This is a genomic window from Streptomyces viridosporus T7A, from assembly GCF_008704515.1.
Classification (GTDB): domain Bacteria; phylum Actinomycetota; class Actinomycetes; order Streptomycetales; family Streptomycetaceae; genus Streptomyces; species Streptomyces viridosporus.
Genome location: NZ_CP023700.1, coordinates 6,021,151 through 6,036,897, shown reverse-complemented (window position 1 = coordinate 6,036,897; position 15,747 = coordinate 6,021,151). Strand labels below are relative to the sequence as shown.

Annotated in this window: 13 protein-coding genes; 2 read left to right on the top strand and 11 right to left on the bottom strand. The window is 71.1% G+C overall.

Going from position 1 to position 15,747, the window contains the following annotated elements:
* Positions 1 to 2: 2 nt before the first annotated feature.
* The 6 genes from CP969_RS27885 to CP969_RS27860 form a co-directional block, all read right to left on the bottom strand.
* Positions 3 to 611 carry a hypothetical protein gene (locus CP969_RS27885; RefSeq protein ID WP_004982576.1) on the bottom strand — a complete coding sequence of 203 codons (609 nt, stop codon included), beginning with the start codon at positions 609 to 611 and terminating at the stop codon, positions 3 to 5.
* A gap of 68 nt (positions 612 to 679) precedes the next feature.
* Entirely contained in the window at positions 680 to 1,381 is a 702-nt protein-coding gene (locus CP969_RS27880) for a ribonuclease HII (RefSeq protein ID WP_004982577.1), read from the bottom strand.
* 81 nt (positions 1,382 to 1,462) lie between these two features.
* Positions 1,463 to 2,086, bottom strand: coding sequence for a TetR/AcrR family transcriptional regulator (locus tag CP969_RS27875; protein WP_026084824.1), 624 nt, complete (start codon positions 2,084 to 2,086; stop codon positions 1,463 to 1,465).
* Positions 2,087 to 2,381: 295 nt separating this feature from the next.
* Positions 2,382 to 3,296: an ADP-ribosylglycohydrolase family protein gene (locus CP969_RS27870; protein WP_004982580.1), complete on the bottom strand. Its 915-nt coding sequence runs from the start codon at positions 3,294 to 3,296 to the stop codon at positions 2,382 to 2,384.
* Between the two features lie 12 nt (positions 3,297 to 3,308).
* Entirely contained in the window at positions 3,309 to 3,968 is a 660-nt protein-coding gene (locus CP969_RS27865) for a phosphoglycerate mutase family protein (protein ID WP_016824385.1), read from the bottom strand.
* 119 nt (positions 3,969 to 4,087) lie between these two features.
* A complete protein-coding gene (locus CP969_RS27860; RefSeq protein ID WP_004982582.1) occupies positions 4,088 to 4,693 on the bottom strand; it encodes a YdbC family protein in 606 nt (201 codons plus the stop codon).
* 156 nt (positions 4,694 to 4,849) lie between these two features.
* Here CP969_RS27860 and CP969_RS27855 point away from each other — a divergent pair, with 156 nt between their 5' ends.
* The gene (locus CP969_RS27855; RefSeq protein WP_016824387.1) at positions 4,850 to 5,383 is read left to right on the top strand and encodes a TerD family protein; all 534 of its coding nucleotides are present in this window, start codon (positions 4,850 to 4,852) and stop codon (positions 5,381 to 5,383) included.
* Positions 5,384 to 5,499: 116 nt separating this feature from the next.
* On the opposite strand, the gene CP969_RS27850 is transcribed toward CP969_RS27855, so the two are convergent.
* Positions 5,500 to 8,400 (bottom strand): vitamin B12-dependent ribonucleotide reductase, encoded by a 2,901-nt coding sequence (locus CP969_RS27850; protein WP_004982584.1) that lies wholly within the window; start codon positions 8,398 to 8,400, stop codon positions 5,500 to 5,502.
* Between the two features lie 165 nt (positions 8,401 to 8,565).
* Positions 8,566 to 9,123, bottom strand: coding sequence for a transcriptional regulator NrdR (gene nrdR / locus CP969_RS27845; RefSeq protein WP_004982585.1), 558 nt, complete (start codon positions 9,121 to 9,123; stop codon positions 8,566 to 8,568).
* A 588-nt stretch (positions 9,124 to 9,711) separates the two neighbouring features.
* Here nrdR and lexA point away from each other — a divergent pair.
* Positions 9,712 to 10,491, top strand: a complete 780-nt coding sequence (gene lexA / locus CP969_RS27840) for a transcriptional repressor LexA (protein WP_004982586.1) — start codon at positions 9,712 to 9,714, stop codon at positions 10,489 to 10,491.
* 175 nt (positions 10,492 to 10,666) lie between these two features.
* Here lexA and CP969_RS27835 read toward each other — a convergent pair whose 3' ends face one another.
* The 3 genes from CP969_RS27835 to CP969_RS27825 form a co-directional block, all read right to left on the bottom strand.
* Positions 10,667 to 12,652 (bottom strand): ATP-dependent DNA helicase, encoded by a 1,986-nt coding sequence (locus CP969_RS27835; protein ID WP_004982588.1) that lies wholly within the window; start codon positions 12,650 to 12,652, stop codon positions 10,667 to 10,669.
* 238 nt (positions 12,653 to 12,890) lie between these two features.
* Positions 12,891 to 13,646 (bottom strand): GNAT family N-acetyltransferase, encoded by a 756-nt coding sequence (locus CP969_RS27830; protein ID WP_039830841.1) that lies wholly within the window; start codon positions 13,644 to 13,646, stop codon positions 12,891 to 12,893.
* Entirely contained in the window at positions 13,541 to 15,634 is a 2,094-nt protein-coding gene (locus CP969_RS27825) for an IucA/IucC family protein (RefSeq protein ID WP_016824389.1), read from the bottom strand. The genes CP969_RS27830 and CP969_RS27825 overlap by 106 nt, the downstream gene beginning before the upstream one ends.
* Positions 15,635 to 15,747: the final 113 nt, after the last annotated feature.

Sequence of the window (15,747 nt, the reverse complement as noted above, 5' to 3'; positions counted from 1 at the left end):
ACTCAGACGCCCGTGCCCAGCACCGAGTTGATCTGCTGCGGATCACCGCAGACGATCAGCAGGGCGCCGGCCCTGGCATGGGCCACCGACAGGGCGGAGGCGGCCACGGCCCGGGAGCCGCCGTTGACGGCGACCACCACGACGGGCCGCGCCCCGGCACGCTCCGCGACGCCGGCGTCCGTGTAGAAGACGTCGTCACCGGCATCGTGCTGGGCCCAGTAGGAGACCTCGCCGAAGGACAGTTCGTGGGTGGCCCACGGGTGCGGGGCACCGGTGGTGATCACCAGCACGTCACCGGGGGCACGGCCCGATTCCAGCAGCAGGTCCACGGCCTCCTCGGCGGCGTCGAGCGCCCCTTGGGCCGAGGCCGGGATCAACTGGATCTGCGGGGTGGTCCCGGCGGGCGCCGCCGGTCCCGAAGGACCGGGCTTGGCCGGGGTGGCCGCGTCACGCGGCGTACGCTGCACCGGCGGCACGGGCCGCGGCGGGCCGGGGCGTCCGGGACGCGACGGAGCCGCGGGGCGGGGACCGGGTACGGGTCGGGGGGTCGGCGCGGTGCGGGGACCCTGGGCACTCTCGTGAATCTGAGGCTCCTCGGGAATGAGAGGCATGAGCTGATTTTTATCAAACGTTGGTACGGCTCGCGCCGCCGGGTGGCACATCAGTGCGAGCGGAACTGTCAGAAATCGAAGCCGAGCTGACCCTCGATTCCCGGAGCGCTTCCGTCCGTCCCGCCGCGGACCTTCTTGAGGTGCCGCCACCGGGGCAGCGCATCAAGATACGCCCATGACAACCGGTGGTGCGGGGTGGGTCCCCGAACCTCCAGTGCGGCCCTGTGCACGGGCGACGGATACCCGGCGTTGTCCGCGAAACCGAAGTCTGCATGGTCGACACCCAGTTCGGCCATCATTTTGTCGCGCTGGACCTTGGCGATCACCGAGGCCGCCGCGACCGCCACGCACGACTGGTCGCCCTTGATCACCGTACGGACCTTCCAGGGCGTGCCGAGGTAGTCGTGCTTGCCGTCGAGTATCACCGCGTCGGGCCGGACCGGCAGCGCTTCCAGCGCCCGCACCGCCGCCAGCCGCAGGGCGGCCGTCATCCCCAGCACGTCGATCTCCTCCGGAGACGCGTGCCCGAGCGCATACGACGTCACCCAGCTCCGCAGCGTCTCGGCGAGCTCGGTGCGCCGCTTGAGGGTGAGGAGCTTGGAGTCGGTGAGCCCCTCGGGAGGCCGGCGCAGTCCGGTGATCGCCGCGCAGACGGTGACGGGGCCGGCCCACGCACCGCGCCCCACCTCGTCGACACCCGCAATGACCTTCGCCCCGGTCGTGGCGCGCAGAGAGCGCTCGACGGTGTGAGTAGGTGGTTCGTACGGCATGGCGCCCATAGCGTACGCCGCCCGGAACGGCCCGCGACACCCCGGTTCCCCGAGCGGCGCCCTCGCCCCCGCGGACCCCGGTCAGGAGCCGCCCGAGCGCAGCAGCGGAACCATCAACCGGTCGATCATCTCCTCCAGGTCGGCATCCGTCCATTCGCTTCCGCACATCTTGGAGCGGTACGTCATCATCGCGGGGATGGCGTCGAAGACATATCCGTTCGCGGCGTCGGGGCGCGCCTCTCCCCGCTCGGTACCACGCTCGATCACCTCACGCGGCATCGTGAGCGTCGGCTCCACGACCCCTTCGAAGATCACGCCGTGGAAGCGCTCGGCCTGCGTGGTGTCGCATTCGTGAACCACCGCACGCACCGCCAGTCCCGACTGGGAGAACATCGCGTCGCGCGCCCGCCGGCACAGGACCAGTAGGTCCTCGCGCACGCTCCTCCGATCCGGCGCCGCCTCGAAACGCGGCGGGCCGGCCCGCAGGGCGTCCGCGACCAGATCCTCCTTGGACGGCCAGCGGCGGTAGACGGCGGCCTTCCCGGTCCGGGCGCCGGCGGCGACACCCTCCACCGTCAGGCCGCTCCAGCCGACCGCACTGAGCTGTTCCAGGGCGGCATCGAGGATCGCGCGTTCCCGTACGGCACCACGCCGACGGGAAGCGGCCGTCCGAGCCTGGGCGGTCGCCCGGCGCGAAGTAACCATCCGACTCTCCGACGAGCGGGGGAAGCGGGCAGCGCGGGGACGGACACACGCCGCTCGGCACCTACGGGGGACGTACCGGGTCCTACGGCACTCTTCGACGACGCTCCCGACGATCCACCTGCGGCTGTCGGACCCCACGGCTCACACGGCGGATGTCTCGACAACGCGCGACGGTCACGGAGAGTTCCCGGAGCACACGGAGAGTTCACGATCGCGGGGGCTCGTCCCGACCGCCCCGGGGTTCACCGGCGCTCTTCGGGCAGCCGCCGGTCGGGCCGATCCGGCGGACCGGCCCTCACACCCCGGCCGGCAGCCAGTCCGGCAGCGGCTCGACCCGGCCGGCCCACTCGGCGGGCGGCGCCCCCGCCTTCCCGGCGGCGACCACCCCGCCCACGATGGCGCAGGTCGTGTCGACGTCCCCGCCCACCTGCGCGGTCGTCCAGAAAGCCCGCTCGTAGTCACCCAGTGCCCGGGCGGCCGACCAGAGCGCGAACGGCACGGTGTCATGAGCCGTCGTACGCCGCCCACAGCCCAGCACGGCGGCGACGGTGGCCGCGTCGCCGTAGTCGAGCATGTCCCGGGCGCGGCGCAGCCCGGCGCCGACCGCGCTCCTCATGGGCACCAGTGCGATGACGCCGTCGAGGAGGGCCTGCGCACCGGGCGGCCCGCCGGGGGCGGCGGCGAGTGCGGCTGCCGCGGCGACCGCCATGGCCCCGACCACGGCCTCGCGGTGCTGGTGGGTGGGGTAGGCCGAGATCTCCGCCTGGTGAGTGGCCTGCTCCGGATCGTCCGCGTACCAGGCGCCCAGCGGCGCGATCCGCATCGCGGCGCCGTTGCCCCAGGAACCCCGCCCGTCGAAGAGCGCGGCGGCGAGCTCGCGCCAGTCGCCCCCTTCACGGACCAGTCGCAGCAGCCGGCCGACGGCGGGGCCGTAACCCCGGTCGAAGTCCTGGTGCTCGGCGAAGGACCGTGCGAGGGCGTCCTGGTCGATCCGGTGGTGGGCGGCCAGGACGGCCACGACGGAACAGGCCATCTCGGTGTCATCGGTCCACTGCCAGGGACCGTCGGGCAGCTCGCGGCGCTTGAGCAGCGGGTAGTTCACCGGAACGAAGAACTGCGAGCCGAGCGCGTCCCCCACCGACAGGCCACGCAGGCTGGCCAGGGCGCGATCCAGGCGCCCGGCGGAAGCGGAGGAGGAGTCAGCGGTCATCGCCCCGTCACTCTATCCGGTGATCCCGTACGGTTCCGGGTCTCGCCAGCGCTCGAAGGGCCGGTCGAGGGTGTACTTGCCGTTCTCCCCCAGGACGAGCATCCGCGTCTCGGCGTTCCCCGGGTTCGACAGCGACTCGAACTCCGCCACGGTCCAGTGGAACCACCGCATGCAGAACAACCGCATGGCCAGACCGTGCGTGACGATCAGGACGTTCGGCGGATGGTCGGGGGCGTCGAAGCTGCGGAACAGGCTCTCCAGGAAGCCGTCGACCCGGTCGTAGACGTCGGCTCCGGACTCGCCCTGGGCGAAGCGGTAGAAGAAGTGCCCGTAGGCGTCCCGGTAGGCCTTCTGCAGACGTACGTCCTCGCAGTCCTGCCAGTTGCCCCAGTCCTGTTCGCGCAGCCGCGGCTCCTCGCGCACCCGTATGAGATCCGGGTCGAGGTCGAAGGCCCTCAGCGTCTGGTGCGTCCGGCGGTAGGGGGAGACGTAGACGCTGACGCGTTCCCGTCCGAACAGTTCCCGCAGCCGCCTGCCCGTCTCCTCCGCCTGCCGCCAGCCCCGCTCGGTCAGGGCCAGGGCGTGATCGGGTTCGCGCTCGTAGACGGAGTCATCGACATTGCCCGTCGATTCGCCGTGCCGGACAAGAACGATGCGCCGTGGTCGTGCCATGCCGAAACCCTAGATCGGGGGACGGCCCGACGAGCAACCGTGCGGGTCCCTTACGGCGTAGGTCACATCCGTCCTGCGCCGCGGGCCGCCCCCGGGCGCGTTCTCGGTGCGTCCGGGCATCAAACCGTCCAGGCCTGTTCCATGTCCACGACGTCCCCCGTGAGGGCCACGACGTCGGCCTCCGTCTGCGCCCGCAGGGCGAGGCGTTCCACCCTCTCGGTGCGGTACTTGCCGTGCTCGGCCGCGGACTGCCACATCGACAGCACCAGGAACTCGTTGCCGGGCGCCTCGCCGAACAGCCCGCGGACCATTCCGGGCGAGCCGGCCATCGCCGGATTCCAGACCTTCTCCTGCATCAGCACGAAGTGCTCCGCCCGCTCCTCACGGACCCGGCACAGTGCCGCCCTGAGCAGGTCGGCGTCCGTGAAGCGCGGTTCGAAGCCGGTCTTCACGTCGAAGCGGTGGTCGAAGAGTCTGACCCGGGCGTCCTTGAAGGTGCCCGACTGAGCCGAGGCGAGCCGGTCGTGGGAGCGCGCCATGAAGGAGTCGTAGAAGGCGCGGCTCTCCCAGAAGGAGAAGATGTGCGCCACGTCCGGCCGCCCCCGGCTCCAGCCCCCGCCCTGTCCGCGAAACCCCGGCTCCCCCAGAAGCCCCGCCCACTTCCGCTGCCCCCGCTCGAACCCTCGGCGGTCCACCACGGTGCAGCGAATCCACTTGACCAGCACTGCGCCATCGTAAGGCCAGGAAGCGTGGCGTCGGTCACCCTCGGGTGGCCCGCTTCCCCTCCTCCGCCACCGCGTGCGTGGCAGGATGGACAACCCGCCGGGATCGCCCGGTGGTTGGGGCGGACGGCAGGACCGTCGCGGGGAAGGGGAGAACTGGTGAACGGCCTCAGCAAGGGCATCCGCAAGGTCGAGATCGCACTGCGGTGGGACCCGAGTCCCTCGGGGGAGCCGTCGACCGACCTGGATCTCGTCGCCGCGCCCTATCCGGCGAGCGACCCGCACGGCGACCCCGCCTACGTGGTGCACTTCGACAGCCGCTCCCCCGACGGCACCATCACGCTCAACCGGGACAGCAAGGACGGCAAGGGCTTCGGCTACGACGAGGTCATGACGCTGGAGCTGGACCGCCTCGACGCACGGTACGGGCGCGTGGTGGTCGGCGTCGTCGTCCAGCAGCACCGGGCGCCGCGCACGTTCTCCGGTGTGAGCAGCCCGGGTCTGCGCATCCGCGAGGGGTACACCGTCCTGGCCGAGGACGATTTCGGCGGTGTCCCCGGGGCCACGGCGGCGACGGTCGCGGAGTTCGTCCGCGACGGCTCCGGAGCCTGGGCCTTCCGTCCCGGGGTCCAGGGCTTCGAGGGCGACCCGGCGGCCTTCGCCCGCACGATGGGAGCGGCGCGCCGGCCGTGACCCGGCGAGCGGGTCGGTGAGGCCCGGCCCGCCACGACGCCGAGGGCGGTGGCACCGGTACGCCGGTGCCACCGCCCTCGCTCACGACCTCGACCCCCGGGCCGTGCCCGGACGCGTCAGCTGCAACCGCTGGTCGAGCCGCAGCCCTCGCAGATGTAGCAGGAACCGGCCCGCTGCATCTTCGTGCCGCAGGAGAAGCACAGCGGAGCGTCGGCCTGGATGCCCAGCTGCATCTCGACCAGCTCGGCGCTGGTGTGGGCCTGCTTCGGGGCGGGCTTGGCCGCCTCGGTCTCGACCTTCGGCGTGGCGATCGCCTTCAGCTCCTGGGCCCGCGGCGCCGACTGGGCCAGTCCCTCGACGTCGACCTCGTCGTCGAGGGACTGCTCGTACGAACCGGTCTCCAGGTGGCGCTGACGCTCCTCCGCGGAGTGGATGCCCAGCGCGGAGCGCGTCTCGAAGGGCAGGAAGTCCAGCGCCAGGCGGCGGAAGATGTAGTCGACGATCGACTGCGCCATCCGCACGTCCGGGTCGTCCGTCATGCCGGCCGGCTCGAAGCGCATGTTGGTGAACTTCGAGACGTACGTCTCCAGCGGCACGCCGTACTGGAGGCCGACCGAGACGGCGATGGAGAAGGCGTCCATCATGCCCGCGAGCGTCGAGCCCTGCTTGGACATCTTCAGGAAGACCTCGCCGAGCCCGTCGTCCGGGTAGGAGTTGGCGGTCATGTAGCCTTCGGCGCCGCCGACCGTGAAGGAGGTGGTGATGCCGGGACGTCCCTTCGGGAGGCGCTTGCGGACCGGGCGGTACTCGACCACCTTCTCGACCGCGGTACGGATCGTCTCCTCGGTCTTCTCGGCGATCTCGGCCTTCTTCTCGTCCTCCTTCTTCTTGGCGGAGAGCGGCTGGCCGACCTTGCAGTTGTCGCGGTAGATGGCGAGGGCCTTGACGCCCAGCTTCCAGGCCTCGTAGTAGATCTCCTCGACCTCCTCGACGGTCGCCGTCTCCGGCATGTTGACCGTCTTGGAGATGGCGCCGGAGATCCAGGGCTGGATCGCGGCCATCATGCGGACGTGGCCCATCGGGGAGATGGCGCGCTCGCCCATGGCGCAGTCGAACACCTCGTAGTGCTCGTGCTTGAGGCCGGGGGCGTCGATCACGTTGCCGTGCTCGGCGATGTGGGCGACGATCGCCTCGATCTGCTCCTCCTGGTAGCCCAGGCGGCGCAGGGCCTGCGGGACGGTGCCGTTGACGATCTGCATCGAGCCGCCGCCGACCAGCTTCTTGAACTTGACCAGCGCGAGGTCGGGCTCGACACCGGTGGTGTCGCAGGACATCGCCAGGCCGATCGTCCCGGTCGGGGCGAGCACGGACGCCTGGGAGTTGCGGAAGCCGTTCTTCTCGCCGAGGCGCAGCACGTCCTGCCATGCCTCGGTGGCGGCGGCCCACACCGGGGTGTCCAGGTCGTCCATGCGCACGGCGGTGCCGTTGGCGTCGGCGTGCTGCTTCATGACGCGCTGGTGCGCGTCGGCGTTGCGGGCGTAGCCGTCGTACGGGCCGACGATCGCGGCGAGCTCGGCGGAGCGCCGGTAGGCGGTGCCGGTCATCAGGGAGGTGATCGCGCCGGAGAGGGCGCGGCCGCCGTCGGAGTCGTAGGCGTGGCCGGTCGCCATCAGCAGGGCGCCGAGGTTGGCGTAGCCGATGCCGAGCTGGCGGAACGCGCGCGTGTTCTCGCCGATCTTCTGGGTGGGGAAGTCCGCGAAGCAGATCGAGATGTCCATCGCGGTGATGACGAGCTCGACGACCTTCTGGAAGCGCTCGGTCTCGAAGGACTGGTTGCCCTTGCCGTCGTCCTTGAGGAACTTCATCAGGTTCAGCGAGGCCAGGTTGCAGGACGTGTTGTCCAGGTGCATGTACTCGCTGCACGGGTTCGACGCGGTGATCCGGCCGGACTCGGGGCAGGTGTGCCAGTTGTTGATCGTGTCGTCGTACTGGATGCCGGGGTCGGCACAGGCCCAGGCGGCCTCGGCGATCTTGCGGAAGAGCGCCTTGGCGTCGACCTCCTCGATGACCTCGCCGGTCATCCGGGCGCGCAGGCCGAACTTGCCGCCCTGCTCGACCGCCTGCATGAACTCGTCGTTGACGCGGACCGAGTTGTTGGCGTTCTGGTACTGGACGGACGTGATGTCGTCGCCGCCCAGGTCCATGTCGAAGCCGGCGTCGCGCAGGACGCGGATCTTCTCCTCTTCCTTGACCTTGGTCTCGATGAAGTCCTCGATGTCCGGGTGGTCCACGTCGAGGACGACCATCTTGGCGGCGCGGCGGGTGGCACCACCGGACTTGATCGTTCCTGCGGAGGCGTCGGCTCCGCGCATGAAGGAGACCGGGCCGGAGGCGTTGCCGCCGGAGGAGAGCAGCTCCTTGGAGGAGCGGATCCGGGAGAGGTTCAGGCCGGCGCCGGAGCCGCCCTTGAAGATCATGCCCTCTTCCTTGTACCAGTCGAGGATCGACTCCATGGAGTCGTCGACGGACAGGATGAAGCAGGCGGAGACCTGCTGCGGCTGGGGCGTGCCCACGTTGAACCAGACGGGGCTGTTGAAGCTGAAGATCTGGTGCAGGAGTGCGTACGCCAGCTCGTGCTCGAAGATCTCGGCGTCGGCGGGCGAGGCGAAGTACTTGTGGTCCTCACCGGCCTTCCGGTAGGTCTTCACGATGCGGTCGATCAGCTGCTTGAGGCTGGTCTCGCGCTGCGGGGTGCCCACGGCACCGCGGAAGTACTTGCTGGTGACGATGTTGACCGCGTTCACCGACCAGAAGTCGGGGAATTCCACGCCGCGCTGCTCGAAGTTGACCGAGCCGTCGCGCCAGTTGGTCATGACGACGTCACGGCGCTCCCAGGCCACCTCGTCGTAAGGGTGGACCCCTGGGGTGGTGTGGATGCGCTCGACACGCAGCCCCTTGCCGGCCTTGTTGCTCTTGGCTCGGGAACTCCGTGCCGGACCGCTCGCCGTCTCTGTCATGCCGCCTCCCTGTACAGGCTGAAACGCCCTGAAGTGCCCCGTTGTTTCCGTGGCACGGTGTTCTGTCTGGTGCTGCGGGCGCCCACTGGTCCACCCGCAACAGGTCTTCTCATCGCCGCCGCCCGGCCGCTCCCCGCACCTGGCGTACGGGACCGGCCCGCCGGTTCAGTCGGCGGCGCGGGCGGGTTCGGGGACCTGGACAGCCCCTCCGGACCCGCCGTCGTCTTCCCGGCTCTCCGCGACAGCCCCCTCGCGGTCCCCGCCGTCCGCGGCGGGTTGCTCCGCCCGCCGGAGTTCCACGATCGCGGCCTCGAAGTCCTCGAGCGAGTCGAACGCCCGGTAGACGGAGGCGAACCGCAGATAAGCGACGAGGTCGAGCTCCTGCAACGGGCCGAGTATGGCCAGCCCCACGTCATGGGTGGTCAGCTCGGCGCTTCCGGTGGCCCGCACCGCCTCCTCGACGCGCTGGCCGAGCTGGGCGAGCGCGTCCTCGGTGACGGGCCGCCCCTGGCACGCCTTGCGCACACCATTGATGATCTTGGTGCGGCTGAAGGGCTCGGTGACTCCGGACCGCTTGACCACCATGAGCGAGCACGTCTCCACGGTCGTGAATCGACGGGAGCAGTCGGGGCACTGGCGGCGCCTGCGGATCGACGTGCCGTCGTCGGTCGTACGGCTGTCGACGACACGGCTGTCGGGGTGCCTGCAGAAGGGGCAGTGCATGGACTCCAACCCTCCTCACAGCAGACTCAACGGCCTCGCTGGGCCTCACGGGCCTCACGAAGCAGCTCCAGCATAGGCGATCTCCGAGGGCCCGAAGACCCGGGGACCACAACTTCTGGGCCACTACCGCAATCCAACCACTAGATGTGGGGATTGGCTCATACATGCACGTCCTGCGTGCGTGTCGTGCGCGGCGGGCCGGACACGGCCGTCCGACCGCCTCCGCAGTACCCGAACACGCCCGTTCGAACCCCTCCGGGGCCACCGGATGCGCCACACACCGGCACCGCGCACGGGGAGGCGCCGTGCGCGGGGAGGAGGGGCGCGACTCCCGAGGGGGGCCGGGGCCGCTCCCTCCGGGGCGGGGCACCCGATGGCAGACTGAGGTCCGCCGGCACGAGGCCCTCACCTCGGCGGTGAAGAGTACAACAACGGGCTCGTTCGCCCAGTGGGGAGCACGGCGGCCAATACACCCCAGCAAGAGATCACGCACAGCAATTCGCGAATTTTCACTCGAACGTGTGTTTGGCGCAACCTTTCGAAAGCAACTACCGTTGTGCTGCAGGGAGACCATCGAGAGGGGCCGACGTGACCACCACCGCAGACAGTGCCGCCATCACTGCCCAGGACCGCTCCCAGGGCCGACTCGAGCCGGTGCACGCGATGAACGAAGCCGTGAATCCCGAGGGACACAAGCGCTCCCTGCCGGGCAGGCCTCCCGGCATCCGGGCGGACAGCTCCGGGCTCACCGACCGCCAGCGCCGGGTGATCGAGGTCATCAGGGATTCGGTGCAGCGACGCGGCTATCCGCCGTCGATGCGTGAGATCGGACAGGCGGTCGGCCTCTCCAGCACGTCGTCCGTAGCGCATCAGCTGATGGCGCTGGAACGCAAGGGCTTCCTGCGCCGCGACCCGCACCGCCCGCGCGCCTACGAGGTGCGCGGCTCCGACCAGGCCGCCCCCGTGCAGCCCGCGGACACCGCCGGCAAGCCGGCCGCGTCCTACGTGCCGCTCGTCGGCCGGATCGCCGCCGGTGGGCCGATCCTCGCGGAGGAGTCCGTCGAGGACGTCTTCCCTCTCCCCCGGCAGCTCGTCGGGGACGGTGAGCTGTTCGTGCTGAAGGTCGTGGGCGACTCCATGATCGAAGCCGCGATCTGCGACGGCGACTGGGTCACGGTGCGCCGCCAGCCCGTCGCCGAGAACGGTGACATCGTGGCGGCGATGCTCGACGGTGAGGCGACCGTCAAGCGCTTCAAGCGCGAGAACGGCCATGTCTGGCTCCTCCCGCACAACGCGGCCTACGAGCCGATCCCCGGCGACGACGCGACCATCCTGGGCAAGGTGGTGGCCGTTCTGCGGCGCGTCTGAACACGGCGCGGGCCGGCCTCGACCGCCGCCCCGCCCCTCGACCGGGCCCCGGGACCCCTGCGCCGGTTCCGGGGCCCTGTGCTGTCCGGATCCGGTGACGGGCGCCGACAGCGGACGGCGACGGTCCTCGGCCGCAGCCGGGGTGTGCCACGGACCCGCGGCACACCCCGCTCCCCTACGCCTCCACCTCGGCTTCGGCCTGCTTCGCCGCCGCGTCGATCGCGGCCAGCGACTTCCTCACCTGGTTGCGGTCCGTGGTGTACCAGAAGTCGGGCAGTGAGGCCTTGAGATAGCTGCCGTAGCGGGCCGTCGCCAGCCGCTGGTCCAGTACGGCCACCACCCCCCGGTCCCCCGAGGCACGGACGAGACGGCCGGCTCCCTGCGCCATGAGCAGCGCCGCGTGGGTGGCGGCGACCGCCATGAAGCCATTGCCGCCCGCCTCCTCCACGGCCTTCTGCCGGGCGCTCATCAGGGGGTCGTCCGGGCGCGGGAACGGGATCTTGTCCATGACGACCAGCTGACAGCTCGGACCCGGGACGTCGACGCCCTGCCAGAGCGACAGCGTGCCGAAGAGGCAGGTCCTGGGGTCTGCCGCGAAGTTCTTGATCAGTTCCCCGAGCGTCTCCTCACCCTGCAGAAGGATCGGGAACTCGGGGATCCGGGAGCGCAGCTCCTCCGCGGCGAGCTGGGCGGCCCGCATCGAGGAGAACAGCCCCAGTGTGCGGCCGCCCGCCGCCTGGATCAGCTCGGTGAGCTCGTCGAGCATGTCCGCGCGATCACCGTCACGGGCGGGGCGGGCCAGATGCCTGGCGACGTACAGGATGCCCTGTCTGGGGTAGTCGAACGGCGAGCCGACGTCGATGCCCCTCCACTGAGGAAGGTCATCGCCTTCGACTCCTTCGGGGCCGAGGCCCAGAGAGGCCCCCACGCCGTTGAAGTCGCCCCCCAGTTTCAGCGTCGCGGACGCCAGGGTGACGGAGCGGTCGGCGAAGAGCTTTTCCCGCAGCAGACCCGAGACGGACATGGGGGCGACGCGCAGGGAGGCACCGAACCGGTCATGGCGCTCGTACCAGACGACGTCCCACTCGGAGCCGTTCGTGATCCGCTCCGCCACCTCGTGGACGTTCTCCACGGAGGCCAGCGCCTGCTTGCGGACCGCGTCCTCGTCCTGGACCGACTTGTCGCGGGTGTTCCCGATCGCGGAGATCACTGTCCGGCAGGCGTCGCGCAGCGCCATGAGCGCGTACCCGAGGTCCTCCGGAATCTCCTCCAGCCGACCCGGAAGCGCCAGCTCCATCAGCCGTTCGAAACCTTCGGCGGCGGTCTGGAGCTGGTCGGCGGCCTTCTCGTCGACGAGCTTGGCGGCACGGCGCACCGCGCGGTTGACCTGCCCCGGGGTGAGCTCCCCGGTGGCGACTCCGGTGACCCGGGAGACCAGCTCATGGGCCTCGTCGACGATCAGCACCTCGTGCTGCGGGAGCACCGGCGCGCCCTCGATGGCGTCGATCGCGAGCAGGGCGTGGTTGGTGACGACGACCTCGGCCAGCTTGGCGCGTTCACGGGCCATCTCGGCGAAGCACTCGGCGCCGTAGGCGCACTTCGTGGCGCCCAGGCACTCCCGCGACGACACCGACACCTGGGACCAGGCCCGGTCGGACACTCCGGGCGTGAGGTCGTCCCGGTCGCCGGTCTCCGTCTCGTCCGACCAGTCGCGCAGACGCAGCAGGTCCTGGCCCAGCTTGCTGGTGGGCGCGGCCGCCTCGAACTGGTCGAAGAGGCCTTCCTCCTCGTCCTGCGGCACCCCCTCGTGAAGACGGTGCAGACACAGGTAGTTGGACCTGCCCTTGAGCATCGCGAACTCGGGGCGGCGACGCAGCAGGGGGTGCAACGCCTCGACCGTGCGCGGCAGATCGCGCTCCACGAGCTGGCGCTGCAGGGCCAGGGTGGCCGTCGCCACGACGACTCTCTCCCCGTGCGCGAGCGCGGGCACCAGGTAGCCCAGCGACTTTCCGGTACCGGTGCCGGCCTGGACCAGCAGGTGGGTGCCGTCGTCGATCGCCTCGGCGACGGCCTCGGCCATGGCCACCTGGCCGGGGCGCTCCGTGCCGCCGACGGCAGTGACGGCAGCATGCAGGAGTTCGGGGAGTGAGGGCTTCGTCATAGCGCGACCACCCTACGGCCCGGAGCTGACATTCGAGTGATCACGGCGAGGTCGGGGGGTGCGATCAAGACGGGGACTCCTCGGATCGGGGCGGCGGCCACCGGTCGCGGTCCGGCGCCGACGCGGTGATCGGCGCCGGCACCCGGCGTCCGGGACCGGCGCGGAAGAAATTGCCGCGGTGCGGGGAACCGGGACGGCGCGAGCGGTGTACCAGATGTGAGAGCGCGGTGACGGAGCGCTACAGGAGATGACGCAGGCACCGGTCCCGCACCATGAGGGCGGCCCGCTTGCCGGGCAGGTCGAGCTCGGCGGAGAAGCGGAAACCGGCGCGCAGGAAGGCGGCGACGGAGGGAATGTTGCGAAGGTCGGGTTCCGCGACGACGCATGTGCAGGCAGGGCGCCTGTCGAGGGCGAGGTCGGCGACGGCTCTGAGCAGCGTGCCGCCCAGACCCCGCCCCCGGTCGCCGAGAGCACCGATGAGGAGGTGGAGCCCGGTGTCATGGGGCCGGGCCGGGTAGTGGCGGGCCAACGGGTCGAGATCCGCCCGGTAGACCTCCCAGTAGCTCATCGGCGTACCGTCCAGCACGCCGACGCACGGAACACTGCGTCCGTCACCCGCGAGTTGGGCCCGCACGTGGTCCGCCGTCACGGCCGGCGGCCCGGACAGCTCCCAGAACGCGGCGACGGCGGGGTCGTTCATCCACCGTGCGAGGAGCGGCAGGTCGCGTTCGACGCATACGGGGACGAGTCGGAACAGGCCTGCGGGAGTGCGGACCGGGCCCCAGTCGCCGATGCGGTCGAGCAGGTCGTGGAGGTCGTGGAGGCCCGCCTCGTCCGAGGGGGCCGCGGTGCCGCCGGCGGCGGTCGTGTGGGGGAACGGGTGGGCCATCAGGAGTGCAGGGGGTTGGCGATGGTGACGTAGACGGACTGGGTGTCGACCGGGCCGACGAGTTCGTCGAGGCCGTGCAGCCGGGTCAGCATGTTGGCCTTGCACCGCAGGACGGGCGAGTCCAGCAGGCGGGCGGGCAGCGAGCTCCGGGTGCGTGCCGGGCCGGAGGAGACCGCGGTGAGAAAGCGGCGGAAGGCGGCGAGCAGCAGCCGTTCGTCGGCGAGGCGTTGGGAGCCGAAGGCCCCGACGAGGCCGAACACGTTGTTGACGGCCAGGTAGTACGCGAACCGTTCGTCGGTGACCTCGTCGGAGACGAAGGTGTCGCTGTGTTCGCCGATACCGGGCAGTCGGGCGTCGAGTTCCGCGCGGCGGGACTCACGGAAGTAGTAGCCCTGGTTGTCCCGGTAGCGCCCGCCCGCGGGCCAGCCGTCGGTGTCCAGCAGAAGCAGGGTGTTCTGCTGATGCGCCTCCAGGGCGATGCCGGCCTCTCCGTCGAGCCACAGGACGGGCCGCACCACGTGCTCGAGGTACCGCAGGAACCACTCGGCGGCCACGGCATCGCGAGAGCGTCCCGTGCGGGCGGTGAGACGTGTGACGAGTTCCGCCAGTCGGGATCCCATGACCGGGGCATGCGTGCCCGCACGGTTCCGGGCGGTGTCGGTGACGGCGGCATGCGCCGTGGGACCGGCGCCTGTGCCCGGTCGTGGGCAAGGGCGCGGCGAGACCAGTCCGGCGACACAGGCGACGTCGTGGTGGGGCCGGAACGGGTTGTGCCGGATCACGACGTCCAGCCCGGGCACGGGATCGCCGGCCGGCCCGTCCACGGCGAGCCAGGCCGGATCGCGGACGATGTCGAAGCCCGGGTGCACGGCCCGCCACTGCCGGGCCAGTCCGGTGCGCAGCAGACGGTGGACCTCGACACCACGGTGGAGTTCCTTGCGGAGGTTCTCCCTGCGGGAGTTGGTGATGCGCAGGCCCAACGACAGCTTGAGCATCGCGGGGGCGTCGGCCCGGTGGACGGTGCGTACGGAGGAGGTGGGGTGCCAGGGGGTGCCGTGGCTGCCGAGGTCGCGGAGCAGCCCGGCGTCCAGCAGAGCGGCGGTCCCGGTACGGTGCCGGATCTCGCGCAGTTGCCAGGGGTGCACGGGGAGAGCCGCGTATCCGTCCGGCAACGGCAGTCCGGGTCCGGCGAGACGTGCGGTGAGGCGGGGCGCGGGAATCCGGCGTCCGCGCTCGGTCCAGGCGGAGTCGGTGACGAGCAGGGAGGGAGCCACAGCCATCCAGTGGAGGGGGAAGGAGCCGCGCACCTCGGGTGAGTACCGCCGTGCCTCGGCGTCGGAGAGTCCCTCGCGGCTTTTCGGAGCCGGGTGCAGCGGGTGGCCGAGGAGGAGGGCCTGTTCCGCGGCGAGGAAGAGGTCGGGGACGTCTGCCGGATTCTTCCGCCGATCGGTGAGGAAGGCGGCGACGCGCCGGAGGGAGTCGGCGACGCACGAGGCGAGGTCGGTGGCGTCACCGACCTCGGGAGCGGAGGCCGGGGGGAGCCCCCCGGATTCGGGGCCGGTGACGGGGGTGGGGAGGAGGGGCCCGGGAGCGGCAGCCGGGTCGTGGGCCGTCGGGCCGAGGGCGGCCGGATCGGTCGGAGCCGGTTTCGGAATGCCGGTGCTTTCCCTGCCCAGGAGGGCGGCGAGGAGGACGGCGTCGACCGGTGGGACGGGCTCCGGGACGTGGCCCAGGCGGGGCGGGCCGAAGCGGTGCCAGCCCGTCGGCGACCAGTACAGGACAGGGACGAGCAGGGCGGTGCCGCTGGCCGGCAGGGGGATGCGCAGCACCCCGCCGTCGGGAGCGGTCAGGCCGGTCTCGCGGACCCAGCAGCGCAGCAGGTTCTCCACCGCTGCGGCCCGGGCCGCCCTGTGCGGGTCGGGATGCTCCAGGGGATCCGTGCCGGGGCCCGGGAGCCGCCCGTCGTGCGGCGGCTCCCTCCACTGGCGCGGTACCGCGGTACTCGTCCTCCCGGCAGCGGACCGGGTGTCGTCGGTGCTCGGGCCGCACGGCTGTTCCGGGGTGCGGTCGTCGGGAGTGGGGGTCGAGTGCACGGCGGATCCTCGGGGAATGGCGCGTGGTCATGCGGTCTCGGTCCGGGGACGGTGGCGGTCGTGCTCACCCTGTGCGTGAGGATCCGCCGCCCGGGCGTCCGCCGGGAAGGGGT